General features: G+C 48.3%; 21 protein-coding genes. 10 read left to right on the top strand and 11 right to left on the bottom strand.

Going from position 1 to position 23,249, the window contains the following annotated elements:
• Positions 1-73: 73 nt before the first annotated feature.
• Positions 74-1,465, bottom strand: a complete 1,392-nt coding sequence (locus JMX98_RS00405) for a YjiH family protein (protein WP_201583557.1) — start codon at positions 1,463-1,465, stop codon at positions 74-76.
• A gap of 67 nt (positions 1,466-1,532) precedes the next feature.
• Entirely contained in the window at positions 1,533-3,266 is a 1,734-nt protein-coding gene (hutU, locus tag JMX98_RS00400; RefSeq protein ID WP_201583554.1) for a urocanate hydratase, read from the bottom strand.
• A 318-nt stretch (positions 3,267-3,584) separates the two neighbouring features.
• Between hutU and JMX98_RS00395 the strand changes: the two genes are divergently transcribed.
• The 4 genes from JMX98_RS00395 (at position 3,585) to JMX98_RS00380 (ending at position 7,067) form a co-directional block, all read left to right on the top strand.
• Positions 3,585-4,334, top strand: coding sequence for a UTRA domain-containing protein (locus JMX98_RS00395; RefSeq protein WP_201583551.1), 750 nt, complete (start codon positions 3,585-3,587; stop codon positions 4,332-4,334).
• A 370-nt stretch (positions 4,335-4,704) separates the two neighbouring features.
• Positions 4,705-5,541 carry an amino acid ABC transporter substrate-binding protein gene (locus JMX98_RS00390; RefSeq protein WP_201583548.1) on the top strand — a complete coding sequence of 279 codons (837 nt, stop codon included), beginning with the start codon at positions 4,705-4,707 and terminating at the stop codon, positions 5,539-5,541.
• The gene (locus JMX98_RS00385; protein WP_320157754.1) at positions 5,541-6,278 is read left to right on the top strand and encodes an amino acid ABC transporter permease; all 738 of its coding nucleotides are present in this window, start codon (positions 5,541-5,543) and stop codon (positions 6,276-6,278) included. Before JMX98_RS00390 ends, JMX98_RS00385 begins: the two co-directional genes overlap by 1 nt.
• Positions 6,279-6,323: 45 nt before the next feature.
• Complete coding sequence (locus tag JMX98_RS00380) at positions 6,324-7,067, top strand: amino acid ABC transporter ATP-binding protein (RefSeq protein WP_201583545.1); 744 nt, start codon at positions 6,324-6,326, stop codon at positions 7,065-7,067.
• A gap of 138 nt (positions 7,068-7,205) precedes the next feature.
• Here the strand turns inward: JMX98_RS00380 and JMX98_RS00375 are convergent, their stop codons facing one another.
• From JMX98_RS00375 to JMX98_RS00360, 4 genes are all read right to left on the bottom strand, one after another.
• A complete protein-coding gene (locus JMX98_RS00375) occupies positions 7,206-8,156 on the bottom strand; it encodes a DMT family transporter (protein ID WP_201583541.1) in 951 nt (316 codons plus the stop codon).
• 249 nt (positions 8,157-8,405) lie between these two features.
• The gene (locus JMX98_RS00370; protein ID WP_201583538.1) at positions 8,406-9,065 is read right to left on the bottom strand and encodes an anthranilate synthase component II; all 660 of its coding nucleotides are present in this window, start codon (positions 9,063-9,065) and stop codon (positions 8,406-8,408) included.
• 33 nt (positions 9,066-9,098) lie between these two features.
• Entirely contained in the window at positions 9,099-10,514 is a 1,416-nt protein-coding gene (locus tag JMX98_RS00365; protein WP_201583535.1) for an anthranilate synthase component I family protein, read from the bottom strand.
• Positions 10,515-10,615: 101 nt separating this feature from the next.
• Positions 10,616-10,891: a Trp family transcriptional regulator gene (locus JMX98_RS00360; RefSeq protein WP_100749829.1), complete on the bottom strand. Its 276-nt coding sequence runs from the start codon at positions 10,889-10,891 to the stop codon at positions 10,616-10,618.
• 429 nt (positions 10,892-11,320) lie between these two features.
• On the opposite strand from JMX98_RS00360, the gene JMX98_RS00355 reads away from it, so the two are divergent.
• On the top strand, positions 11,321-13,390 hold the full coding sequence (locus JMX98_RS00355) for a TonB-dependent receptor domain-containing protein (RefSeq protein WP_201583533.1): 2,070 nt from the start codon (positions 11,321-11,323) through the stop codon (positions 13,388-13,390).
• Positions 13,391-13,549: 159 nt separating this feature from the next.
• Positions 13,550-14,305 carry a siderophore-interacting protein gene (locus JMX98_RS00350; RefSeq protein WP_201583530.1) on the top strand — a complete coding sequence of 252 codons (756 nt, stop codon included), beginning with the start codon at positions 13,550-13,552 and terminating at the stop codon, positions 14,303-14,305.
• Positions 14,306-14,331: 26 nt separating this feature from the next.
• On the opposite strand, the gene JMX98_RS00345 is transcribed toward JMX98_RS00350, so the two are convergent.
• The 4 genes from JMX98_RS00345 to JMX98_RS00330 all read right to left on the bottom strand — a co-directional run bounded on the left by JMX98_RS00345 (position 14,332) and on the right by JMX98_RS00330 (position 18,650).
• Entirely contained in the window at positions 14,332-15,093 is a 762-nt protein-coding gene (locus JMX98_RS00345) for an ABC transporter ATP-binding protein (protein WP_201583527.1), read from the bottom strand.
• A 79-nt stretch (positions 15,094-15,172) separates the two neighbouring features.
• On the bottom strand, positions 15,173-16,264 hold the full coding sequence (locus JMX98_RS00340; protein WP_201583518.1) for an iron chelate uptake ABC transporter family permease subunit: 1,092 nt from the start codon (positions 16,262-16,264) through the stop codon (positions 15,173-15,175).
• A 172-nt stretch (positions 16,265-16,436) separates the two neighbouring features.
• Positions 16,437-17,378: an ABC transporter permease gene (locus JMX98_RS00335; RefSeq protein ID WP_227679943.1), complete on the bottom strand. Its 942-nt coding sequence runs from the start codon at positions 17,376-17,378 to the stop codon at positions 16,437-16,439.
• A gap of 219 nt (positions 17,379-17,597) precedes the next feature.
• Positions 17,598-18,650 carry a siderophore ABC transporter substrate-binding protein gene (locus tag JMX98_RS00330; RefSeq protein ID WP_201583516.1) on the bottom strand — a complete coding sequence of 351 codons (1,053 nt, stop codon included), beginning with the start codon at positions 18,648-18,650 and terminating at the stop codon, positions 17,598-17,600.
• A 478-nt stretch (positions 18,651-19,128) separates the two neighbouring features.
• Here JMX98_RS00330 and JMX98_RS00325 point away from each other — a divergent pair, with 478 nt between their 5' ends.
• The 3 genes from JMX98_RS00325 to JMX98_RS00315 all read left to right on the top strand — a co-directional run bounded on the left by JMX98_RS00325 (position 19,129) and on the right by JMX98_RS00315 (position 21,391).
• Complete coding sequence (locus JMX98_RS00325) at positions 19,129-20,070, top strand: energy transducer TonB (protein WP_201583513.1); 942 nt, start codon at positions 19,129-19,131, stop codon at positions 20,068-20,070.
• 129 nt (positions 20,071-20,199) lie between these two features.
• Positions 20,200-20,877 (top strand): MotA/TolQ/ExbB proton channel family protein, encoded by a 678-nt coding sequence (locus JMX98_RS00320; RefSeq protein ID WP_201583511.1) that lies wholly within the window; start codon positions 20,200-20,202, stop codon positions 20,875-20,877.
• Between the two features lie 112 nt (positions 20,878-20,989).
• Positions 20,990-21,391, top strand: a complete 402-nt coding sequence (locus JMX98_RS00315; protein ID WP_201583509.1) for an ExbD/TolR family protein — start codon at positions 20,990-20,992, stop codon at positions 21,389-21,391.
• A 216-nt stretch (positions 21,392-21,607) separates the two neighbouring features.
• Here JMX98_RS00315 and JMX98_RS00310 read toward each other — a convergent pair whose 3' ends face one another.
• On the bottom strand, positions 21,608-22,159 hold the full coding sequence (locus JMX98_RS00310) for a DUF2799 domain-containing protein (protein WP_227679898.1): 552 nt from the start codon (positions 22,157-22,159) through the stop codon (positions 21,608-21,610).
• 297 nt (positions 22,160-22,456) lie between these two features.
• On the opposite strand from JMX98_RS00310, the gene JMX98_RS00305 reads away from it, so the two are divergent.
• Positions 22,457-23,047: a hypothetical protein gene (locus JMX98_RS00305; RefSeq protein WP_201583508.1), complete on the top strand. Its 591-nt coding sequence runs from the start codon at positions 22,457-22,459 to the stop codon at positions 23,045-23,047.
• The last annotated feature ends 202 nt before the right edge of the window (positions 23,048-23,249 follow it).

The raw sequence follows: 23,249 nt of genomic DNA, 5'->3' as shown, positions 1-23,249 counted from the left end.
CAATATGAATAATATGCTTTAGTGTTCTGATTTACTTAATGGTATCGGCGCTGATGCTGGCAGATGACGCGATTTAAGCCATCCAGCCTACATACATAGCAAAATGTCCGAACGCGGCTGCGAGTAGGACGCTAAGGGCCACACGCTCAAACCATATGACGATCATTTTGCCAACCGATAATGGAATTTCTGTTGCGAGCACACACGGAATCATGGCAGAAAAAAACAGCACGCTGCTAATCGATATCACCCCAGCGACGTAGCGTGTTAGGATATCTGCCTCACTGAGTAGTAGGGCTGGCAAGAACATTTCAGCGAGCCCAGCAGACATACCTTTAGCAGCCACTAAAGGCTCTGGCAAGCCGCCGAGCCACGTAAATGGATACAAAAGCAGACCCAATACATCAAACACTGGGGTGTATTTGGCTAACAAAAGACCGGTCAGCCCGACAGCAATAATCGAGGGCACAATGGCAGCAGCCATCATAAGACCATCGCGAAAATTGGACCATAAAATCTGTTTTAGGTCAGTTGCCTGACGCGACGTCGCTAAGCCTAAATCAAAAGCGGCGGCCAGCCGTTTGCCACGGGTATGATCGAGTGGCGGGCGTTCAACGTCATTGTCAAAAAGGCTGATGGGCGGAATACGAGCGGTAATAGCGGTGACGATAAAGGTAATCACCAGTGTTGACCAAAAAAATACATTCCAAAACTCCATCAAGTTTAAGGTTTTGGCAACAATCACCATAAACGCTGCCGATACCGTAGAAAACCCAGTCGCAATAATGACGGCTTCACGCGCTGAGTATTGTTTTTGTAGGTACACACGATTGGTAATCAATAAACCAATAGAGTAACTACCCACAAAAGACGCAACGGCATCAATAGCTGATGAGCCAGGCGTTCTCCAAATCGGTTTCATAATCGGCTGCATCAGCACACCGACCATCTCAAGCAAACCAAAACCCACCAAAAATGCCAAGATTAATGCCCCAATAGGTACAATCATACCCACGGGTAATGCCAGCTTTTCAAACAAAAATGGCAGCATATCAGCTTCCATCATATAGGCAGGGGCGGTGCCAGTCATATACATCACCGCCAAAACCAAACCGATTATCTTAAACACGGTCAGGGTCTTGTGGGTGAGGTTTTTGCGCCATGAACCGTCTATGAATGGCTTGCCAACACCAAATATCATCAGCAAAAACAACAAGGTCACAGATAAGGTGTGTTGCTGAGTGACCAGATAAGTGGCCCCATGATCAAACAAAATCGTGCTTTTGTCACCGATGGTAAAGGGCACAAAAAACATCACCAAGCCAATAGCGCTACATACGATTAGCTGTATTAGTGCGATGGGTTTGGATAGCAGCTTTTCAGACCGTAGGCTAGCAGGTGCTGGACTGTCTAGAGGCGTTCTAGACACAGAGCTGCCTGGAGGCAAAATATCACGTTCAGACATATTATCGTCCTTGATAAAGTGTTGATGATGTCCTTATATCATCCGAGCATATAAGGACAGGAGCAAGCTATTTAATCATCGGCAGATGTAAACCATAGTCCTTGGCGGTTTTGATTGCCAGCTCGTAGCCGGCATCGGCATGACGCATCACCCCTGAGCCGCAATCATTGACCAGTACGCGCGCCAAGCGCTTGGCTGCGCTCTCTGTACCATCGGCGACGATGACCATGCCAGAGTGCTGCGAGTAGCCCATGCCCACGCCGCCGCCATGATGCAATGATACCCAAGTGGCGCCGCCTGCGACATTGAGCATACCATTTAATAGCGCCCAATCCGACACCGCGTCTGAGCCGTCTTTCATGCTCTCAGTTTCACGGTTTGGGCTGGCGACAGAGCCAGTATCTAAATGGTCACGGCCGATGACGATGGGGCCTTTGAGCTCACCGTTTTTGACCATCTCGTTAAATGCCAAGCCTGCTTTATCACGCTCGCCCAGACCTAACCAGCAAATGCGGGCAGGCAAGCCTTGAAACTGAATACGCTCTTTTGCCATATCCAGCCAGCGATGCACATGGGTGTTTTCAGGAAACAGCTCTTTGATTTTTTGATCAGTTTTGTAGATATCTTCTGGGTCGCCTGATAGCGCCACCCAGCGAAACGGCCCTTTACCTTGACAAAACAGTGGTCGTACATAAGCGGGGACAAAACCTGGGAAATTAAAGGCGTCTTTTACCCCTTCATCAAAGGCCACTTGGCGGATGTTATTACCATAATCAGTGGCAGGGATACCCATGTCTTGTAGATCAAGCATGGCCTGTACGTGTACGGCACAAGAGGCAGCGGCAGCTTTGCTCAACGCCGCGTGTTGCTCTGGGTTTTCTTGTGCTGCTTTCCACTCATCAACGCTCCAGCCACTTGGTAAGTAGCCATTGATTAAGTCATGAGCAGAGGTTTGGTCAGTGACCAAGTCAGGTTTGATTTCACCTGCATTGGCGCGCTTGACCATCTCAGGCAGGATATCGGCGGCGTTACCAAGTAGGGCGATAGAGACGGCTTCACCAGCGGCGGTATGCTGCTTGATCAGCTCATAAGCATGATCGAGATCGTCCGCTTGCTTATCGACGTAACCGGTGCGCAAACGAAAATCGATGCTGGATTGCTGACATTCGATGTTCAAAGAGGTCGCACCAGCAAAGCTTGCGGCCAATGGCTGCGCGCCGCCCATACCGCCAAGACCAGCGGTCAATATCCAGCGTCCGCTCCAATCGCCATCATAATGCTGGCGGCCTGCCTCGACAAAGGTCTCATAAGTGCCTTGAACGATGCCTTGGGTGCCGATATAAATCCAGCTCCCAGCGGTCATCTGCCCATACATAAACAAGTCTTTACGATCCAGCTCGTTAAAATGCTCCCACGTTGCCCAGCGTGGGACAAGGTTAGAGTTGGCAATGAGCACGCGCGGTGCGTTTTCATGAGTTTGAAAGACGCCAACGGGTTTGCCAGATTGTACGAGTAAGGTCTCATCGTCTTCTAACTCTTTAAGAGAGGCGAGGATTTGATCATAGCTCTCCCAATTACGGGCAGCGCGTCCGATACCGCCATAGACGACTAGACTCTTTGGGTTTTCGGCCACGTCAGGATGTAGATTATTTTGAATCATACGATAAGGCGCTTCGGTCAGCCAGCTTTTACAGTGCAGCTCGCTACCAGTGGGCGCAGCGATTTCACGGCTGTCATCACGGCGGGTAAAGGTGTTTGCCTTGAGGGTGTTGTTTGTGGTGGTTTCTTTGGCAGTAGTCATGAACAGATCCTTTTGAATGTGCATCGCTTATTTATGCCGCATGTTTACGTGGTCTATTTGCGCGGCATTTAGTGATAATATTGAAAGTACCTAATAAGTTGTATATACAAATTATCAAAGATTTATTTTTCATGCAAGCATTTTTTTGTATGGGGTAAGATCTTTGACGTACGTCTGTCTTGGTGACGGCTTTTCTTTGTCTTCTGTGGTCGGTGATCCAACGCAGGTAGTGATTAATGGATGAGGGCTGCCGCGGCGACGGATGGTCATGGTATTATGAAGCTATTATTTTGCTAAAACTGACGGTAAAACACGGACATGACAAAACAAGTTCCCGCTTATCAGCGGATCAAAAACGCAATCTTGGATAATATTCACTCAGGGAAGTGGCAAGCAGGTGAGGCCATCTCTACAGAGATGGCGCTGGCTGAGGAGTTTGGTGTATCGCGCATGACGGTCAACCGCGCGCTAAAAGAGCTGAGCGAGGAGCGAGTATTAGAGCGCCGGCAAGGCTCTGGGACCTTTGTCGCCCAGCAGCAGTTTAATCATACCTTTGTAGAGGTGCGCAATATCGCCCAAGACTTAAAGTCAGCTAACCGCGATTATCAAGCGCAGGTGGTGAGCAAACGTGTGATCACCGCAAGTATGCTAGATGATGAGCTGCGCCGTAAGTTTGCTATCGACAGTGCGGCAACCACAGGTGAGAGGAGCGCGGCGGATAGTAGTGCGGCGGTCTTATACGAAGTAAAAATCATTCATTTTGCGGATGCTCAGCCCATACAGTTTGAAGAGCGCTGGGTCGATGCAAAAAAGCTGCCTGAGTTTATCGAACAAGACTTTAGCATTATCAACACCAGTGAGTACTTGATTGCCAAAAGTCCACTGGAGCGCGGTAGCTATACCATTCAGGCGCTAGCAGCACCAGATGAGATCGCCGCGCTGCTACAGATTGCCCCGCAGTCTCCCACATTGGTGCTGAGCCGTCAGACATATTCAGCAGGGAAGGTGTTGACCTTTGTCAAAATGTGGCACGCAGGGGAGCGCTATCAGTTCTCAGGCGAGCTGTGACCACAAACGGACAGAGCTGACTGTTACTCACTGTTTTTGTACGTTTATTCTTACCTAAGTGCGCTAGTATAGAAACAATTGAGCTTTTGTGTTTGAAAATCCTTTGTTTGAAAGATAGGGACAGGCTGTGATAAGAAAATGCAGAAAGTAGCCACCACAGTATTGAAAAATTTATCTGCAGTCCTCAAATCGGGCAGCTAAAGCCGATGCGCGCTGTGCGGACACTGTCCAAATACGATTTGTTTGTAAAGGTGTTTACCTGCATGGTTTTATCATACTGTTTTCTTATACAGCTTTTGCCTACAGCATGGCACCCTATACTTTTGCTAGACACTTTTAGACTTATTCATTCATCTTATAAGGACGCCTTATGAAACGTCGTACTCTTTTAGCCCTCGCCGCCAGCACAGTCCTGCTCGCTGCTTGTGGTCAGTCTACTACCAATGACGCCGACAGCAATGCGACTGATAACGCCGCGAGCGGTGGCTCTGATATGCTGCAACGCATCAACGATGGCGGCACGATCAATGTGGGTACTGAGGGTACCTATCCGCCGTTTACCTATCACGATGAAAGTGGCAAGCTGACCGGCTACGACGTGGAAGTCACCCGTGCGGTGGCGGATAAGTTAGGCGTCGATGTTGAGTTTAAAGAAACTCAGTGGGATGCGATGCTTGCAGGCTTAGACTCGAAGCGTTTTGACATGGTGGCCAACCAAGTCAGCCTAACGACGCCTGAGCGCCAAGCAAAGTACGACCTCGCGCAGCCTTATAGCTGGTCTGGCGCTGTGGTACTAGCGCCCACCGACGACAATCGTTATGGCTCGTGGGATAACCTAAAAGGTCTACGTAGCGCCCAGTCGCTAAGCAGTAACTATGGTGAGCTGGCCGAACGCTATCAAGCCGAAATCGTCCCTGTCGATGGTATGGCGCAAGCGATTCAGTTGGTCAAGCAAGGCCGCGCTGACTTTACCATGAATGACAATTTGGCCGTACTTGATTATCTAAAAAAATTCCCAGATAGTGGCCTTGAGATCAAGCTGGTTGCTCCGGCCGACGAGCAGCGCGGTTCAGGTTTGGTACTATTAAAAGGCAATGATGCTGTCGTGACGAAGTTAAATGAAGCCATGAGCGAGCTGCATGCCGACGGCACGCTGACCGAGCTTAGCGAAGAATTCTTTGGTGCTGATATAAGTCAACAAAAATAATGCTAGCGTCTCTTACCTCAGCGTTAACCGATTTATTGGCACTACTGCCCTTTATGAGTCCTGATCGGGCGCAAATCGTCATCGACTCGTTTTGGCCGATGCTCAAAGGCGGTATCTACTATTCGATACCGCTGGCACTGATTTCGTTTGCCATCGGTATGATGATTGCGCTGGTCGTGGCGCTGATTCGTATCGTGCCACGTACAGGCTGGCTGCATGAGATTGTCTACCGTCTGGCCCGTATCTATGTCTCGGCGATTCGCGGGACACCGATGCTGGTGCAATTGTTTATTATCTTTTATGGCCTGCCAAGCGTCGGCGTCAAGCTCGACCCGTTTCCTTCAGCGATTATTGCCTTTTCGCTCAATATCGGTGCTTATGCCTCAGAGACGGTACGTGCCTCGATTTTGTCGATTCCAAAAGGCCAGTGGGAAGCAGGCTCGACGGTCGGTTTGACGTATCTGCAGACTTTTCGCCACGTGATTTTGCCGCAAGCGTTACGGGTATCGGTACCGCCGTTGTCCAATACCTTTATCAGTCTGGTCAAGGATACGTCATTGGCGTCGCTGGTATTGGTCACTGAGCTCTTTAAACAAGCGCAGATCATCACCGCGCGTAATTATGAGTTTATGCTGGTCTATACCGAAGCGGCTTTTATTTATTGGGCCATTTGTTTGTTTTTGACCTTTATCCAAGACAAGCTTGAGACCAGACTCGATCGTTATGTGGCAAAATAGCTTAACCATTAACTGCTAGCTTTTCATCTGTAAACGGAAACCTCTATGATTCAAGTCAGTAATATTCACAAAGCCTTTGGTGACAATCAAGTGCTAAAGGGCATCGACTTGACCATCGAAAAAGGCAAGGTGGTGGTGATACTTGGGCCGTCAGGGTCGGGCAAAACCACGTTTTTGCGTTGCTTAAATGCGCTGGAGATACCCGATCAGGGCGTTATTGCTTTTGAAGACGGTAGTTTGACGGTCGACTTTGCCACCAAGCCTAAGAAAAAAGCCTTGTTGGCACTGCAGCGTAAGTCTGGCATGGTGTTTCAGTCTTATAATTTGTTTCCGCATAAAACAGCGATAGAGAACCTAATGCTTGGGCCGACGGTGGTACAAGGGCAAAGCAAAGCCCAAGCGCGTACGCAGGCGCTGGCCTTGCTTGATAAGGTGGGGCTTGCGGACAAAGCCGATCTGTATCCGTTTCAGCTCTCGGGCGGGCAGCAGCAGCGCATCGGCATTGCCCGCGCTTTGGCCATTGAGCCGTCGCTGTTATTGTTTGATGAGCCGACCTCAGCGCTTGATCCGGAGCTGGTACAAGACGTACTTGGCACCATGAAGCAGCTGGCAAGTGAGGGCTGGACGATGGTGGTGGTGACCCATGAGATAAACTTTGCTCGTGATGTGGCCGATCATGTGGTGTTGATTGAGGGTGGCCATGTGGTCGAAGAGGGCAGCGCCAAGCAGCTGTTTGAAGACTCTACCCATCCTCGTACGCAAGCGTTTTTGCAGCGTATCGAGCAGTAATGGGGCGCAATAGATACTGTCTGGCGCAAATTCACTACTTTTAAATAAGCCTTTATGCAAAAAATAGCCCCAACGATAACATCATGGTTGGGGCTTTATTTGTTTTTAAGCTATTTTTTTACTGAGGCTTTTATTTTGTTAAAAAGGTTTTGGTCGCCGTCTGAGCCACCTTGGTACGCGCGTAGTCGTACCATTTAACATGGCATTTAATAAAGCTGCCAGTAAAATTAGCACCACGCCCATATATTGTATCCATGAAAGCGCCTGATGCAGGAGCAGTAGCGCCAAAGCAATGGCGGTCAATGGCTCAAAGATAGTAAAGACCGATGCGCGCGTGGCAGGCAGTTTCTCTAATGCTTTCATATACAGCGCAAATGGCACTACCGTACCAATCAAGGAAAGCCCCAGTGCGTAGCCCCAGGTGGCCAGCGGTAAGGTGGATAACTGCCCGTAAGTACGATACGTCTCAGGCAACAACAGCAGTACCCCAGCACTGATGATAATCGAGGTAAAAAACACCAACGGGGCAGGGTGGGCATAATGCATCGCGCGTTTGCCAAGCACACCATATAACGAATAACACACCCCTGCTAATAGTCCTAACCCTATACCCCAGTTGACTTGCGCGCCATCTCCTGCCATCGTCAGACCCACCCCAAATACTGCAACTAAGGCAAGTAGCGCTGACTGACGAGTGATAGGCTCCTGCAATAACACCGCAGAAAACAGCAGGCTAAACACTGGTGCGGTATATAGCAAAGCAACCGCAGGGCCAGCGCCGACATAGATGACGGCAAAAAAATAGCAGAGCGACATACCAAGCACGCCTATCAAGGACTGCAGTGCCAGCCCCAGCCACTGCTTTGGACGTAGCTTAATCAAATGGGGCCAGAGCGTTGGTAGCATGACCAGCACCAAAAAAGCGGCGCTCACGATGCGCAAAATAGTAATCTGCCAGCCACTAAAGCCGCTCTGGTTTAGATAGGTGGAAAATATCCCAAGCGTGCCCCAACAGACTGCAGCACTAATGATTTGAATGGTGCCTATCCATGACTGCCGCGCTGTCATCGCGCTCTCGGTGTGTGCCATATCGCTCTCTATTTTATTTTCTAGAAAATTAAAACAATAAGCTGTATCAGTCTTTAAGCTAATGGCGCTTTTTTTTGACTTGGTGCTCGTTGCCTATTGCTCATCACTCATTACTATGCTGAAATAACAAAAGACAACCTTGTTAAAGGCTGCCTTTTGTTTGTTGTTTTCAGTCTAACATTAAAGCGTTAATGAAGGACTAACACAAGTCCGTTAAACTTAAAAGTCGATTTATTTGGGCTGCATGATTTAAACTTGCAGTAAAAAATTGCTTAGCAAGCGTTTGGCACCTTCTGTGGCAAATGACTCTGGATGAAATTGCACGCCCTGAATCGGATAGTCGGTGTGGGCAAGTCCCATTATCTCATCGCCTGCGAGCGCCGCCTCTGTCAGGCTCAAGTGATGATGGGCGTCATTGGCAACGACAGCAGTGACGGTTAAGCAGTCAGGTAGCGTATCCGCCTTTACCATAAGCGAGTGATAGCGCATGATTTCTACCTCTTGTGGCAAGCCTTGATAAACACCTGCATCGTCATGGCGAATGGCAGAGACTTTGCCATGCATCGGTACGCGAGCTCGTATCACATCGCCGCCGAATACGTGGGCGATACCCTGCATGCCTAGGCAGACGCCCAATATCGGCGTGGTTTTTCCCATGATTTTGATGACTTCTGCACAAATACCAAAGTAAGCAGGATCATCAGGTGCGCCTGGGCCAGGTGAGATGATAATGCGGTCCAGATTCATCGCTTGTACGTCAGCCAAGGTGATCTCGTTGTTGCGTTTGACAATGACGTTTGCAGCGCTAGCGCCGTCTTTATCATCCTCCATGGTTTGCAAGATCTCGCCGATATATTGATATAAGTTAAAGGTAAACGAGTCGTAGTTGTCGATAATCAAAACATTCATAAATCATCACTCTTTGCTGAAGTAGAGAGGGGTTTAGGCGGTCATAAAGCTGTCTAATACCACTTTCATGGCAGAGAGCTTACGCTGGATTTCTAAGTATTCATCAGCAGGGTTGGAGTCGTAGACATTGCCGCCGCAGGTTTGCGCGTAGGCGGACTCACCATTGATAAATAGACTACGAATAGGAATGGCAAAAATACAATCGCCATTAAAATTAAACGAGCCAAGCGCGCCGCCATACGCACCGCGGCCATCAGGCTCTAGCTCGTTGATGACTTTGATTGCCTCGACTTTTGGCGCACCTGATAAAGTACCGGCAGGGAAGTTGCTGGCAAGCGCGCTAAACATATCTTCATCAGGGTGCAAAATCCCAACGATTTCAGAGGAAATGTGCTGAACATGTGAGAAGCGCTTGATGTCCATCAGGCTGCGCACCTTTACCGTACCAAAGCGCGCGACACGGCCGATATCGTTACGATGTAAGTCGACCAGCATATTGTGCTCGGCGATCTCTTTGGCATCATTTAGCAACGCGCGGGCAAGCTGACGGTCTTCTGCGACATCGACGCCGCGTTTGGCGGTGCCAGCCAGTGGATAGGTTTCCATCTCACCTTGTCGCAAGCGAAACAGCAGCTCGGGGGAGGCACCAATGATGCACTGCTCAGCAAATTTCATAAAGTACATGTGCGGTGACGGGTTGACTGCCCGCAGCTTTTCATAAATCGGTATCTTATCACCGGCGATACGATATTTGGATTTAAAACCCACCTCGCACTGAAAGATACGCCCAGAGATGATGTCTTCTTTGACTTGCATGACAGCGCGCGCATGCTCATCTTGGCTCATACCATCAGCCAAAAACTCAACCGAGGGCGGCTCATAGTTAGGCGTTGGCTCCTCAAGTAAGGCTTTGATTTGCTCGATACGATTGTCTTGCTGAGCAGTCGGGTAATAAAAATAAAAAATCTCACCGGTCATCTTATCAAGCGTTAGGCCATCGAGATAGACGCCAAATTTAAAGGGTTCAAAATCGTCGCTTGCCTTTGCATTGAGACTTGGCTCAAAAAAATTGACACTGTCATAACCTAAGTAGCCGACCAGTCCGCCTGTCTGATCACGAGCGATGACGTGCTGCGGGGTGATGCTGCGTAGAAGCTCATAAGGGTTGTCCGTTTGATAGTGCTGGGTTTTGGCGGTTTGATTATCAGTAATTGCCAAAGTCGTGCGGTCAATAGCGGCAATGGTCATCACAGGGTCAAAACCAATGGCATGGTGGCGCGCCATATGCCCATCTTCGCCCAGTGATTCAAGCAGATAGCAGGTCTCAAAAGCACGCTCAATACGTTTAAATAACGCAAAAAAATCGATATCTTGGGTGAGTTTGATGCGTTTCGGTTTGCTGGGAATCTCAATCGCCGCAGGCGGATTGTGCTGTAGGGTAGGTGTCATAGTGATGTCCAAAGTGAGTTAGATAGGTGTCAGATAGAGATAGGCAGAATTAATACTAAGCAAAATTGATACTAAGCAAAATTGATATAATGGCTAATCGCTTACGCATTTTCTCTATGCGTCGCCAATAAAGCGCTGACGTCATGCGCCTGCATCGCTTTGGCGCCGCGCGAGACAGTGGCGATACCAACCCCTAATTGCTCAGATATCTCACGCTGGGTCACGCCGCGCGCCAGCAAATCAAAGATGCGTATACGATTGGCAATCTCTTGCTGCTCTTTTTCTGTCAGCAGCGCGCGAAACAACGCCTCGATATCCGCACTATCAGGACAGTTTGCCAAATGCTGTAATAAGCTGTGATAAGGGTTGGTGCTCATAGTATGTCGTCTTATAATAATCAGTCAGATAATAAATAACAGAACAATGGCTCTTGTTTCAGAATTCTAGTACAGTAGTACAAGAAAAACAAGGTATCCGCCTATCTTTTTATGATATTGGTTTATGATGTTGATACGTCAACCGACATCCTCCTCCCTTAGGTTTTTCGACGGCCTTTACAAATTATCATTAAAACGCTTAATTTCTCACATTCATTATTGCCAAATTGTTAATACTTGGTTATGATGCCTGTCATTATTTAAATGCTAACAATTATCATTAATATTCATAATGTTATTCGTATTTGAGCCATGCTGTAGCGTCTTGGTGTTTGTCAATGTGGCGATATAGCAATGCATTGATAAATGCCGGACAGGCTACAGTCACAGCTAAAATTTAATATTGATCGTCATCAAAGTGAGTGTGTTATGCGTGAAGTAAAGTTACCAATCTCATCCAATCAATTAACCGTATTATCTATGGGCGTGGCAGCCATATTGTGGACGCAGGCGGCTAGTGCGGCAGCAGAAGACATGCCAAGTACTACGCTACAGACCATTACCGTCACGGCAAACACCTCAGTACGTGAAAATGTACAAGAAGACTCAGTCTATATCGACAACTATACGCCCGCAGCGCAGGCAAGCCACTTAAGTGATTTTTTGGATGTGATACCTGGAGTCGAGGTCGGTGGTACCTCAACGGTGAATCAGCGTATCAGAGTGCGTGGTCTTGACGATACTAATCTTAAAGTCACCGTCGATGGCGCGCGTCAAGAAGGTGCCCTCTTTTATCATATGGGCGATGTCACTCTTGATCCTGACTTGCTAAAACAAGCTGAGGTAGCGGTCGGTAATAACTCAGTCACGCTGGGTAATGATGCCATCGGCGGCGCGGTCGCGTTTGAAACGGTAGATGCTGCAGATTTATTAAAGCCCGGTCAAAAGATCGGCGCAAAACTAAAGGCAGGTTATGCCAGTAATAATGATGAGCTACTTACGTCAGCGACTGTGTATGGTGCGCCAACAGACAATATCGACCTATTGGCTTATTATGGCAAGCGCGATACCGACTCTGGTGAAGATGGCGACGGCCGTGAGCTTTATGAGGACAGTGAGAGCGAAAACATCTTATTAAAAGCAGGCGCGTATATTGGTGACGATCATCATGTCGGTGCAAGCTTTAGCCGTACCGAAAAAGAAGGTGTTTTCCCATTCCGTCCAGATTTTCCAAGTCTTCCTAACAGTCGTGGTCTTGATGTAATCCCACAAGAAATAAAGCGCGATACTTATACGCTCGATCATAACTTTAATCCAGCAAACTCACTCATTGACGTTGATACCACCGTTTATCAAACAGAAACGCAGATTCTGCGTGATTCTGAAGACGTAGGCAACTTTGATTTTGATGCAAAAGTAAAAACCACAGGTGTTAAGATTGAAAATACCAGTGTTATTGACACAAATAACGGTCGTCATAAGCTAATCGTAGGCGCCGAGCACTACGAAAAAGAGTCAGAGATGGCACGCGATGGTTCTGCAACTGCGAATGATGATGCCAATAACACCTCAGTCTATCTAGAAGACCAATGGCAAATAGGCAAACTGACGCTGACACCAGGTGTACGCTACGACCGCTATGAATCTCCTGAATTTGTGGCGGGCGGTTCTACTTACGACAATGTGGTTGGCGCGCTAGCAGCCAGCTACGAGGTTGCGCCGCGTACGCAAGTGTTTGCCAGCTACACAGAGCTGTTTAATGGCCCAGATTTAGGCCAAACTGTCTTTAACAGCAATGGCGAAGGTATTTATGTCAATGATGACCTTAAGCCAGAAGAAGGCTATAACTCTGAGGTAGGTGTGGCCACCACGCTACGCGATCTAACCACTGCTGATGATGCGCTACAATTGAGTGCAAAATACTTTAGATCTAATATCGAAAACTATCAGCAGTTTATGCGTACAGGTAGTCGCCCTGGTAGATTTGGGATTGACTGTGAGACCGGCGCGATAGGCGGTGACTGTCAAGGTATGTTCAACAGTGATGAAGACTATAAAATAGATGGTGTTGAGCTGGCTGCTAACTACACTACTCGTGACTTTGGTATGGGGCTGAGCTACTCACGTGCTCGTAGCGAAGGCGATAAGACAGGCAATAGCATCCCATCAGTGAGTGGCAGCGGTGCCGACTCAGGCGATCGCTACATGGTGAACTTAGATTATGCAGCTAATGATATGGTTGATTTAGGCTGGCGCAGTACTTATGTGGCATCTATTACTGATAATCAAGGTGAGACTAAGCCAAGCTATGATGTGCACGATGTGTATGTGAACTATTCACCACGTCAGTTTGATGGTCTAAAAGCCACCGTTGGGGTTTATAACTTATTTGATGAGACTTATGCCAGCCACGCTTCACGCTTAAATACGGCTGATGCTACGGCTACAGATTTTGAGATGGGTCGTAATATCAAAACCTCTTTGACCTATCAATTCTAATCTAACTGTTATTGATAATATCTAAAAGCCAGCTGTCTTTGTATGAGAGCTGGCTTTTTTACGATTGCTACTAGAGGTAAAGTATGTCTGAGTCGCAGTCATTGCATAATTAAAGCACAAACATGTCAAAGTGTTAAAATGATAATAAAAGGATAAAAAATGACCAAACCTAACCCAAGAGTATTAGAAGTAAAAGGCATTGCCGATATCACCCCAAACATGCGCCGCATTACACTTGGTGGAGCGGGCATGCAAGACTTCCCAGCAGATCAAGAAAGCGCCTATATCAAACTGATGTTTGCAGGGGAGGCAGGAAAAAAGCCCATCATGCGCACTTATACCATTATCCAGCAACGTGACGATGAAATCGATGTCGATTTTGTCTTGCATGGTCTCAATCACAAAGGCGCTGAAGGCCCTGCCTCACATTGGGCTAAAACCACCCAAGTCGGTGATACTATTTTGATCGGTGGGCCTGGTGCCAAAAAGCTTATCAATCACGAGGCGGATTGGTTTTTATTGGCGGGAGACATGACCGCGCTGCCCGCCATCACGGTAAACTTAGCACAGCTGCCCGAGGATGCCGAGGGCTATGCCGTCATCGAGGTGCTGAGTGAGGATGATATCCAGCCGCTACAAAAGCCGAAGAATATAACGCTTGAGTGGGTAATCAATGCCGAAGCAAGCAGCAGTCATTACCCCATTCTTGAGCGTATTAAGACGCTAGGCTGGCCGGCTGGTGAGGTGGCAGTGTGGGCGGCGTGCGAGTTCAATAGTATGCGAGCGCTGCGTCAGTACTTCAAACAAAAAGAAGTGGCTAAGAGTCATCTTTATATCTCTAGCTACTGGAAACTTAATAGCAATGAAGATGAGCATAAAATCGTCAAACGCGAAGATGCTGCATTAGGGTTATAAGGTGACGTAGCCACAGTCCTGCTTAACTATAACAATGTATCGACAATCACTGGCCGACCTTGATGGTTAAGTACCGTCACATCGACGTTATATAAGTCTTTCATGGTATCTTTAGTGATGACATCGACAGGCTGCCCAACCGCCATCACTTGGCCAGTTTTCATCATGACCACAGTATCGGCAAACTGCGCGGCTTGGTTGATATCATGTAGGACGATGACCACGGTTTTTTGCTGACTGCAGCTAAGCTCGCGCAGCTCACGCATCAGACGCCCTGCATGGTACATATCCAGATTGTTTAGCGGCTCATCGAGCAGTAGATACGGCGTGTCTTGGCAGACAATCATCGCAATCAGCACGCGTTGCCGTTGACCACCAGAGAGCGTCGATAAAAAACGCTCGGCTAAGTGCTCAAGCTCAAAACGCGCGATCACTTCTTGTACTTTTTGCTCGTCCTGTGCGCTCGGCTGTCCTTGATGATACGGGTAGCGCCCAAACATCAGCAGCTCATGCACGCGCAGGCGACCTTGCACTTGGTTGTCTTGCCCGAGCATCGCCACCGTCTTAGCCAAAGTGCGCGCAGGGCAGCTGACAATATCATGCTCACCAAACATCACCTTCCCAGACTGTAGCGGTTGTAGCCTCGCCATGACCGAAAATAAGGTGGATTTGCCCGCGCCATTGGGGCCGATTAGGGCAATGACTTGGGCGCTTGGTAAGGACAAGCTGATGTCATGTAGGATTTGTTGTTTGCCGATATGGTGGGAGATATTATCGAGTTTAATCATAATAATTCTTATTTTTTAGATAAATTTTAATCAGTTTTAAATAGTTTATGATTTTTATATAGGTTAATACGACATGTCATCAACGCCGCTGGGTCACAAATATCAGTAGCAAAAACACCAAGCCGCCCGCCAGTTCAATCACCACGGATAACACTCCCGCCATACCCAATACTTGCTCAAACAGCGTCTGACCGAGGACCAAACAAATCATCGCCACCAAACTGACCAATATCAAACGCTCGCTATGATACATATGCCGTGCGATGCGATTGGTCAAGGCGCAGACCAGCAAGCCAAAAAAAGTCACCGGCCCGACCAGTGCCGTGGCGGTGGCGACCAATACCGCAATGACCGTCAACAGCCCAAATGCGAGGCGTTGATAATTAATGCCCAAATTAATCGCTTGCGCCTTACCCAGCATCAAGACATCGCATTGATAACGCCACCGCCAAATACACAGCGCGCTAATGGTGCAAATAATAAAGCTAATCCCCAATAGCTGCGGGTTGACGGTATTAAACTGCGCGTAACTGGCCGACTGTACCACGACAAAATCATCGGGGTTAATCAGGCGCGCAATCAGTGCTGATAAGCTGCGAAACAACACCCCAAAGATAACGCCCACCAGTATCAGCCGCGTCAAATCCTGACTGCTTTTTGAAAACAGCACTCGAAACAATAATAACGACGCGCCAAACATCAGGACAATCTCAAGGGTGAATTTGGCAATAGGATTGATGCTGGTAAAGCTCATCGCCCCCAAAAAAAACACCAATAAGCTTTGGAGTAGAACATAAAGCGAGTCAAAGCCCAGTAGAGAAGGGGTCAAAATAGGATTGTGTGTTAAGGTTTGAAAGAGCAGAGTCGATACGCCAATCGCATAGCCGACCACCATGAGCGCCAGCAGTTTTTTACCTCGTAGTGGTAGGGCAAAATCCCAATGACCATTGACATTGAGCGTCAAAAATAGCGTCATCGAGACCAGTAAAATAACAGCGGCAATCGATTTTGGATGGTTGCTGATCCATGCCCAAAGCTGAGCCAAGCGATTCTGGCTAGAGGGGGCTGCGTGGTGCTCGTTATTTAAATTATTATTTTCTAAACGACGCTTCGCTGAGTCAGTCTTTGTAGAGCGGCCAGTTATAGAGCCATGCTTAGACGATGAAAACATACGTAAATCCTACTATGCTACCTGTAATAGTAACAACGCCACGCTTATCTAAGCAGACAACAGGACGAGTAAATAAAGAAAAGGGTCGATGGTGGTGAGTCAGCTGCTTGATGGCCAGATGCGTTATTATGCGTTACATTGTTATGAGGTGCCTTATTACTTACAAAACGCCTTATCGCTCAGCAGGCGCGCGCAATAACAACCATAAAAACAGCACCGTGCCGACCACACCAAACACCGTGGCGACCGGCACTTCAAAGGGGTAGCGGATAGAGCGCCCGATGATATCGCAGAGCAATACTGCCGATGCACCCAGTAGCGCGACAGCTGGCAAGCTACGGCGCAGCTTATCGCCCATCAGTCGGCTGACGATATTTGGCACCACCAAGCCAATAAAGGGAATCATCCCGACTGTGACTACCACGACCGCGCTCATCATCGCCACCATACCGACGCCAAGCCAAGTGACCTGCCGCTTACTAATGCCTAAGTTTAGCGCGATATTATCGCCTAGCCCAACGATGGTTAGCTTATCAGCGATGATATAAGCCAGCACGCACAGCGCACCCGTTAGCCATAGCAGCTCATAACGCCCTGCCAAAACGCCAGAGAAGTCACCAAATTGCCAAACACTGAGCATCTGTAACGTCTCGGTCTGATAGGCAATAAAGGTCGTCACCGCTTCAATGATCCCGCCAAATACAATACCGATGAGCGGGATCATCAAATAATCTGTTGGCGGTATGCGGCGGATAAGGAGCATAAATAACATCATGCCACCGACTGCCGCAATGGTGGCGACACTCATCTTGACCAGTAGCGCACTGGCAGGAAACAGCAAGCTGACGACCAATAAACCCAGTGCTGCGCTTTGGGTGGCCCCTACCATTGATGGCTCAACAAAGCGGTTTTTTAGCACTACTTGCATGATCATCCCTGCCACCGCCATGGAGACACCGGTCAAAATAATGGCAATGGTACGCGGTATGCGGCTGACCAGCATCAACGAGCTGTCTGAGTTGGCGCTATGGTTGATGAGGCTATGAAAAATACCAGACCATGAAAAATCCGCCACCCCAATGGACAAACTTAATAACACCAAAAGCCCCATCATGATGAGGCTAGCTGTGTTGATAAGCCATGGCGGTAGGGCCGCATGCCGACGCGTGTGGCTCAGAGCCTTGCTGCCGCTTTGCCAAGGTGATGATGTGGACAAAGCGGGACTGGCCTCAAGACTATTGGCGCGGGTCTGGGCACGCGATGAAAATAACGACATAACGGCTACTGGCTCATTAAATAATAGGTCAAAAAATAGCTGGTATGGTTGCCGCGTTTATTTTGCGCTTGCAAACGCATTTTTTATCGTGGTCAGATCTTGTATCCACTGATAATAACCACCAAAGGCGAGATAAGAATCTGGACTTAGATAAACCACTTGGTCTTTTTGCCACGCGGTGGTTTGGGCGACCAGCGGATTGTCTAAGACTGCTTTGGCACCCACGCTGTCTTCACCGATAGCGGCGCTACGATCGACGACGAATAGCCAATCAGGGTTGGTCTTTTGTAGATATTCAAAAGAGATCGGCTGACCATGACGACCGTCTTTGATTTGATCGTCAGCGATCGGCACATTGACGACATTATGAATAAAGCCATAGCGTGAGTCAGCGCCATAGACAGACATTTTATTGCCATTGACCATCACCACCAGACCGGTGCCACTGTCTTTGGTGACAGCTTTGGCCTCTGTGATTAGGCTGTCAATATCGTTTTGTAATTTGGCCGCTTCCGCGCTTTTACCAAATAGTGCACCTAAATCATGCAAACGCTGTTTGCTGGACTCATAGATATTAGCCGTATCGATAGTCATATCTAGGGTTGGCGCGATGTTTGCGAGCTCATCGTATTTTTCCGCCATACGCGAACCGACTAAAATCGCTTGTGGCTGCATGGCGTTTAGAGCCTCAAGATCAGGCTCAAATAAAGTACCCACTTCTTTTGGTTCAGGCTGCGTCTCTGAATGCAAGTTGTCTAAAGGCAGGTCACTTGGCGCCCCATCGACAGCCACATCCAGCGCCGCCAAATCCTGTAGCAAGGTCATGTCATAGACGACCAATGGCGATGGATTCATTGCCAGATCGATATCCCCTCTGGCGGTATCGACAGTAACGGTATGCGTCGAGACAGCATCGTTATTGGCGACGTTTTCGGCATGGTCAGCGGTTGGGTTTTCGGTCTGAGCGTCCGCAGGCTCTGAGTCGTTGGACTCAGGAGAGCTGCAGCCTGCCACGCTGATCGTCGCGGCAAGGGCGGTGGCCATCGCCGTCCATAAGGGACGTTTAAAAAAAGTGCTAGAGAGGCGGTTGGATAATACAGTAGTAGACATAAATAACTCGGTAAATCAGCTGGGTGAGCGGTGTATAGACAAAGTAATCAGCTTGTAAAACATCAACGACGGTCTGAAAACCATCACAGTCACCACACGGCTCATATAAAAAAAAGAGCTGGTCTTGCAGGATGTATCACATAGGGTGATAGGCAGGACGATGCTCAGCGGTATTATTATCATTCGTACATTCACTATCCAAGCGCTCGTTGATGTTGATATTGTAAGTTAAGTGTACTCAAGCGGTCTTATCGGATAGATAATCGGTCATGATAAATTAATTGAGACTTATTATCAATATAAATGATAATGGTTTTTATTAACGTGTTGCCAATTACAAATAAAACAAGCACGTTTTTATCGGGTGCGACTGATTTAGGCTTGTCTAATAAAATTAACACAATTTATTATTGATAATAATTATCGTTTGCACTATCATCTACATCATTCTACCTCGGTCACTGAATATTAGAGTGTTATGAGTTCAACGATTTTAGACGCGCCATCTCCCAAACAGACGCTCGCCGCTGCCGTGGTCGTCGTCGGCCTTCATGCCTTGACTGTCGCTGCGCTAGTGGCGATGAAAGCGCCTGAAAAACCAGTAGAAGCAAAAATCCAAACGCCGCCCATTGAGATAGAGCTTGTGACATTGCCGCAAAAAGAGCCTGTCGCCGTGGTAGAGGAGGAGGCGCCAAAAGTGCAGCCAGCGCCGCCAAAACCTAAAGCCGCGCCTACCGTCAAGGCTCAACCAAAACCGATCAAAGAGCCGGTTATCAAAGAAAAACCGCCTAAAGCAACGCCACCGAAGAAAGCAGCGCCGCCTAAAAAAGTAATAGAAAAGCAGCCTGATATCATTAAAACAGAAGCGCCAAAAATACCGGCAACTGAGCCTAAATTCGATACCCAAGCGGCTGATGAACAACGCAAAGCTGAGGAGCGTCGCAGAGCCGAGGAGCGTCGTATTAGAGAGCAAGAACAGCAGAAGGCCGAGCAAGAAGCCCGTGATAGAGCAGCAGCGCAAGAGGCTGAGAGATTGGCAGCAGAGAAAGCGGCTAAAGAGCAAGCGGCTAAAGAAGCTGCTGAGGCTGCGGCACAAGCCAAAGCAAAAGCTGCAGCAAGCAATACGCCAGTGAACTTTACTGCCAGTAATGCTGATTGGGCATCGCCGCCGAGATTGAGCTTTCCTAAGCGTGCTGCTCGAAATGCTCGATCAGGTGATACGTTTAATGTGGTGTTGGTGTTGAGGGTCAACAAGCAAGGCGGCATCGATAGTGTGCGAGTGTCGCAGCCGTCAGGCAACCCAAGGGTGGATAATGCAGCGCAGCGTCAAGTTCGCTCTGGCAAGTTTACACCCTTTACACAAAATGGCGTGCCCGTGGTGGGCAATGTAACACTAACAGTTAGCTACGCTGTACCTTAGCGCGCATTTTATTGAACTCATCTCATTAATTTTAAAAGATATTTATAATTCTATGATTCTTTATGATAAGGCGAGCTGTGATATACGCCGCGCTATCATAGGATGATATTAAACATTAAGGAGTCTGGCATGGACTTTATGCATTACTGGCAAATCAGCGACATGGTGACCAAAACCTTGTTTTTTTTGCTATTTATCTTGTCTATCGTCTCTTGGGTGACGGGGGTTATTCGCGTACTACAAAGCCGAAAACTGGCCGCTACTGTCGCAGACGATTTGAGTCAGCAGCTTACCGCTAAGCAGCCTGAGCTGGCCGGCTGTGATGCCGCGCAGCGTCGCCTAGTCACCGAGCAGACATTGCTCAAGCATATCGGCCGCTACCGCTTTGCCAGTGAGCGCGGCTTGCCTATCCTTGGCACGACCGCTGCGATTGCGCCTTTTATCGGGCTATTTGGGACGGTATGGGGCATCTTTCATGCGCTGCACAATATCGGTATGACCGGACAGGCAGGACTCGGACAAGTGGCAGGGCCTGTCGGTGAGGCGCTGATTATGACAGGCCTTGGCATCGCCGTTGCCATCCCAGCGGTGGTGTTTTATAACCTCTCGGTGCGTATCAATCGCCGAGTGATGTACCGTGCCAATGACCGCGCCCATGATTTGTTGGCGACATCTGCTAAGCAGGTAGCGACCAATAGCCGTCCAAGTACCGTACCCGCCGCACAGGTGGCAAAAGATCAGCAGGACACTCAAAAAGACGCACAGCACACCGCGCACTATCGCAACTCAGCCCCATTACAGGGATAATGGCTTCCCTCTAACAAGGTCATTAAAACTGATGAGGGTAGTGATTAGGTAATGAATGTAAGTGGTAGCGTGAATAACCAAACGAATTGAAAGCAGTATATCGAGGGAAATTATGGCATTTCAACTGGGTGATGATGATAGTCAGAGTATGAATGAGATGAACCTCATTCCGCTGATTGATATCATGCTGGTATTGATGATTATATTTTTATTGACGGCGACGGTGCTCAATCCAGCGGTACCATTGGACTTGCCAAAAACCAGCGCAGCAGTCACTGAGCCGCCACCAAAAGCCATTCAAATCAGTATTGATAAAGACGCGGGCATATTTTGGGACAGCGATCCGATTAGTATGGACGCGCTAGAGGCGAGACTACAAGAGGAAAGTGCAACAGGCGAGGACCCTTCGGTGCAGCTACGTGCTGACAAAGACAGCAAGTACGATACCGTGGCACAAGTACTGGCCGCCGCTAGCCAAGCAGGACTGACCAAGATAGCCTTTGTCAATGAGTAGCCTATATAAAGTAGGTCATATAAAGTAGGCGGTATAAAGTGCGGGTAAACGGGCAGTTATAGCAGCAGATTGGCAAAAAGTAGCAGTGCGCTGATCAACAGAAAAACCACCAAAACAACAATAAGAAAAATCAAAATAATAAATGCTTTCTCCAGCCTCGCTCGGGTAACCTTGCGAGGTTTCCTTTATTTTGTATTTTGGGTTTGGTAGACCCTATTACCAAGCGTAACCAAAAGGACGATAACCATAGTCAAAGCGTCCAAATCCATAGCCGAATGGATAAGGCGTGCGCAAATAGTCGAGGTCGCGCTGACGAATATAATAGTAGCGCCCTTGCGAGTAGGCTTCTTCTAGCTTTTCAATGCCTTCCAACGGACAAACAGGCTGCCAGTCGTAGCCTTCACGGCCCAGCTTATAGGCGTTGAGCTCAGTGCAGTAGGTTTTTAGGCCTTGCTGGCGCCCTTGCTCCCATTGGATGCGATTGGGCATCGCACCGCCGACGCTTGCGCACTGATTGGTATAGTGTCCAAAGTACGCGCCAGAACGACCACGGATACCATCTGCGTAGCCGACCTCCTGCCAATTGCTGGCTTGACACTGCTGCGGCGTTAGGCTCTGGGTCGTGGCGCAGCCTGATAATAGTAGCACGGCCGTGCCTATCATCGCCAAGCTTAGGCCTGCTCGGCTGGTTTGTATATCGCTTGCTAGCGTGGCGACTTTGCGGCGTGACGCGGTGCTCGATGAGTTTTGCTGAAGAAGATAATTCATAATAAACCTGCGCGCGTTTAAAATTATGGTTTATCATAGCACCTTTTAGCGCCACCAGCTTTTTGTATCTTGTGAGTATTGGTGTTTTTGTATATCGATAAGTAATTGATATACCAGTGAATCCATAAGAGTGATAGCACGGAGGCGCGCTACAAGCGTTTGCGGCTACTGTGTATGGCTTGCTTGACTTTTAGGCGTTGATACGCATTATAAGTGTCTATCTGCGCGCTTTTTAGCCGCCAGCGGTGAGCGTTATATTTTTCATATCATTGTTTTTAGTCAAAAGGCCACACCATCATGGGAATATTGATCGGCGTTATCATTGTACTATTTGTGTTAGGGAGTATGATGGCGCTCAAACCGAACGGTATTGATCAACGTTTGGATAAGCTGCGCATGACAGCGCGCCGCTTGCAGCTCAACCCAAAGCTAGTCAGTTGCCCTGATTGGATCAAAGGCCGTGACAACGAGTATGGCCGCGGCATGCTTGGGCAGTACTGCCTCATACTGGACGATATCCAGCTGCCCCATGCGCGCTATCAAGTGATTGATGGACAGTGGCGACCAGATAGTAGCTTTGTCGATACGAGTGCAGATGACAGCAAGCTTGTGGTGCCAAGTGCGATTCGCGCGACTCATAGCAAGCCTGTCATCAAACCGGCCAACTTTGCTTTGGATAAAGCGCCGCTGGACTTGCCTTCGAGCATCGAGCCTTTTGTCAAAGGGCTGTTGACCAAAGCCAATAGCATCGTGATTTACTGGGAAGATATCGCCTATGTGCGTCCAGCGACCAACCCCGCCTATCAACAAAAAATGATTGAGACTGATCTATTAGTCCTAAAGGCAAACCTAGACAAATGGGCGCGACAAATGCAAAAAAATCCCTAAAGCTGGTAAAGCAATTTTTCGTCTCCATTTAATAGCAATATGCAAGCACTTTTGGCAAACTCTCAGTCATTTGCAGTTGACAGCTTAATACTTAGCAGTGTAACGTCTTTATAACGTGCGCTTTGTATTATGGTTAGTGTTTGTTTCATAACCGTTTTTATTGGCAGCCATTACTACAATAAATCGCTGAGCGAATATACTT

The sequence above is a fragment of the Psychrobacter sp. HII-4 genome (assembly GCF_904846595.1).
In the GTDB taxonomy this organism is placed as follows: Bacteria; Pseudomonadota; Gammaproteobacteria; order Pseudomonadales; family Moraxellaceae; genus Psychrobacter; species Psychrobacter celer.
The sequence above is the reverse complement of the archived record's forward strand: the minus strand, read 5'-3'. Positions and strand labels throughout refer to the sequence as shown.

Excerpts from the sequence above, each read along its gene's own strand:
- JMX98_RS00360 (WP_100749829.1), bottom strand. The coding sequence starts at position 10,891 with ATGAGCACCAACCCTTATCACAGCTTATTACAGCATTTGGCAAACTGT.
- JMX98_RS00340 (WP_201583518.1), bottom strand. The coding sequence starts at position 16,264 with ATGTTTTCATCGTCTAAGCATGGCTCTATAACTGGCCGCTCTACAAAG.
- JMX98_RS00330 (WP_201583516.1), bottom strand. The coding sequence starts at position 18,650 with ATGTCTACTACTGTATTATCCAACCGCCTCTCTAGCACTTTTTTTAAA.
- JMX98_RS00350 (WP_201583530.1), top strand. The coding sequence starts at position 13,550 with ATGACCAAACCTAACCCAAGAGTATTAGAAGTAAAAGGCATTGCCGAT.
- JMX98_RS00380 (WP_201583545.1), top strand. The coding sequence starts at position 6,324 with ATGATTCAAGTCAGTAATATTCACAAAGCCTTTGGTGACAATCAAGTG.
- JMX98_RS00395 (WP_201583551.1), top strand. The coding sequence starts at position 3,585 with ATGACAAAACAAGTTCCCGCTTATCAGCGGATCAAAAACGCAATCTTG.
- JMX98_RS00345 (WP_201583527.1), bottom strand. The coding sequence starts at position 15,093 with ATGATTAAACTCGATAATATCTCCCACCATATCGGCAAACAACAAATC.
- JMX98_RS00335 (WP_227679943.1), bottom strand. The coding sequence starts at position 17,378 with ATGATGGGGCTTTTGGTGTTATTAAGTTTGTCCATTGGGGTGGCGGAT.
- JMX98_RS00325 (WP_201583513.1), top strand. The coding sequence starts at position 19,129 with ATGAGTTCAACGATTTTAGACGCGCCATCTCCCAAACAGACGCTCGCC.
- JMX98_RS00375 (WP_201583541.1), bottom strand. The coding sequence starts at position 8,156 with ATGGCACACACCGAGAGCGCGATGACAGCGCGGCAGTCATGGATAGGC.
- JMX98_RS00385 (WP_320157754.1), top strand. The coding sequence starts at position 5,541 with ATGCTAGCGTCTCTTACCTCAGCGTTAACCGATTTATTGGCACTACTG.
- JMX98_RS00310 (WP_227679898.1), bottom strand. The coding sequence starts at position 22,159 with ATGAATTATCTTCTTCAGCAAAACTCATCGAGCACCGCGTCACGCCGC.
- JMX98_RS00405 (WP_201583557.1), bottom strand. The coding sequence starts at position 1,465 with ATGTCTGAACGTGATATTTTGCCTCCAGGCAGCTCTGTGTCTAGAACG.
- JMX98_RS00320 (WP_201583511.1), top strand. The coding sequence starts at position 20,200 with ATGGACTTTATGCATTACTGGCAAATCAGCGACATGGTGACCAAAACC.
- JMX98_RS00370 (WP_201583538.1), bottom strand. The coding sequence starts at position 9,065 with ATGAATGTTTTGATTATCGACAACTACGACTCGTTTACCTTTAACTTA.
- JMX98_RS00365 (WP_201583535.1), bottom strand. The coding sequence starts at position 10,514 with ATGACACCTACCCTACAGCACAATCCGCCTGCGGCGATTGAGATTCCC.
- JMX98_RS00305 (WP_201583508.1), top strand. The coding sequence starts at position 22,457 with ATGGGAATATTGATCGGCGTTATCATTGTACTATTTGTGTTAGGGAGT.
- hutU (WP_201583554.1), bottom strand. The coding sequence starts at position 3,266 with ATGACTACTGCCAAAGAAACCACCACAAACAACACCCTCAAGGCAAAC.
- JMX98_RS00355 (WP_201583533.1), top strand. The coding sequence starts at position 11,321 with ATGCGTGAAGTAAAGTTACCAATCTCATCCAATCAATTAACCGTATTA.
- JMX98_RS00315 (WP_201583509.1), top strand. The coding sequence starts at position 20,990 with ATGGCATTTCAACTGGGTGATGATGATAGTCAGAGTATGAATGAGATG.
- JMX98_RS00390 (WP_201583548.1), top strand. The coding sequence starts at position 4,705 with ATGAAACGTCGTACTCTTTTAGCCCTCGCCGCCAGCACAGTCCTGCTC.